Origin of the sequence: Chryseobacterium sp. sg2396 (genome assembly GCF_042610505.1) — a bacterium.
Taxonomy (GTDB): domain Bacteria; phylum Bacteroidota; class Bacteroidia; order Flavobacteriales; family Weeksellaceae; genus Chryseobacterium.
In genome coordinates, this window is sequence record NZ_JBHGAQ010000052.1 from 1 (window position 1) to 1,610 (window position 1,610).

2 protein-coding genes are annotated in these 1,610 nt (G+C 42.4%); both read left to right on the forward strand.

The annotated features are described in order from the left end of the window. Window positions 1-11: 11 nt before the first annotated feature. The gene (locus tag ACED20_RS21130) at window positions 12-179 is read left to right on the forward strand and encodes a phage tail protein (RefSeq protein ID WP_378106725.1); all 168 of its coding nucleotides are present in this window, start codon (window positions 12-14) and stop codon (window positions 177-179) included. 18 nt (window positions 180-197) lie between these two features. Continuing rightward, window positions 198-1,568: a phage tail sheath C-terminal domain-containing protein gene (locus ACED20_RS21135; protein WP_294222140.1), complete on the forward strand. Its 1,371-nt coding sequence runs from the start codon at window positions 198-200 to the stop codon at window positions 1,566-1,568. Window positions 1,569-1,610: the final 42 nt, after the last annotated feature.

Below are 1,610 nucleotides of genomic sequence, written 5' to 3' on the forward strand. Positions count from 1 at the left end.
GATCCATCACGATCTCTCTTCTGGACGAGAACGGAAATCCTGCTGTCGTATGGAAAGTGAAGAATGCATTCCCTGTAAAGTTACAGTCTACGGATCTTAAAGCGGAAGGGAATGAAGTTGCTGTAGAGACGCTGGAAATCGCACACGAAGGTTTAACCATTGAAAATAACGCCAATTAATTTTAAAATTTTTAACAAATGAATTACAAAACACCAGGAGTCTACGTAGAGGAAATCCCAAAATTCCCGCCATCCGTAGCACAAGTAGAAACTGCTATTCCGGCTTTCGTTGGATATACAGAAAAAGGACCGAAAAATGAACCGACAAGAATTACCTCGATGTTGGAGTATGAAGCACTTTTCGGAAAAGCAAAAAATGAGGGTGGAGCTATCACTGTTTCTATTTCAGATAATGTGGTTTCTGCAAATTTCGATACTGCCAAATTAGGTAAGTTCCAAATGTATTATGCGATGCAGATGTACTTTGCCAATGGTGGTGGACCATGTTACATCGTTTCCGTAGGATCTGCGGCAGGTTATCCGGCTGCACCGATCCTGGCAGATTTACAAAACGGACTGAAAACACTGGAAAAAGAAGATGAGCCGACACTTATTGTTTTCCCTGATGTGGAAGGTCTATCAGCCGCCGCAGATGCTTATAGTTTATATAACAGTGCATTGAACCAGGCAGAGGAAATGAAAGACCGGTTTGTGATTATGGATGTTGTAGGAAATACAGATGCTTTCAGAACGGGAATCACAGCAAAGGGGTTAAAATACGGAGCCGCTTATTATCCGAAGCTGGAGACGATTTTAAATTACAGTTTTGAGGATAAAGATGTTATTATTAGCAGTTTTAAAGAAAAAGATGTTAATGGAGATCTTCAACCTGTTTCAATGCCTGCAAACCAGAATAATGTGGCATGGTTAAAAACAAAAAGTTCAGCTCTGTATAACCAGGCCCAAAGCGTAATTGCTTCAAGAAAGGTTGTCATGGCGCCTTCATCCGCAATGGCCGGTATTTACGCCAAAGTGGACAGCACTTCCGGAGTATTCAAAGCACCTGCTAACGTGGGACTTAACTACGTAGTGGAACCTGTTTTGAAACTTTCTCCTGATGAGCTGGACAGCTTAAATGTAGATGCAACCTCCGGAAAATCCATCAACGCGATCAGAACATTTACCGGTAAGGGAACTATGGTTTGGGGCGCAAGAACCCTGGACGGAAACAGCAACGAGTGGAGGTATGTGTCGGTGAGACGTTTCTTCAACATGGTGGAAGAATCCGTGAAAAAAGCCACCGAGCGTTTCGTTTTTGAAGCCAATACGGCCAATACATGGGTAAAGGTACAGGCAATGATCGAAAATTTCCTTAATGAACAGTGGAAAGACGGAGCATTGGCGGGAAGCAAGCCGGAAGAAGCCTACTACGTAAGCGTAGGTCTGAATAAAACGATGTCTGCGCAGGATATCCTGGAAGGAAGAATGATCATCGAAGTGGGAATGGCTGCGGTACGTCCGGCAGAATTTATTATTCTTCGTTTCTCTCACAAGCTGCAGGAAGCTTAAGCTTAATCTTAAATAAAATCAACCAAAATTAAATTAAAAAAT

Coding starts and splice junctions, on each gene's coding strand:
- ACED20_RS21135 (WP_294222140.1), top strand. CDS start 198: ATGAATTACAAAACACCAGGAGTCTACGTAGAGGAAATCCCAAAATTC.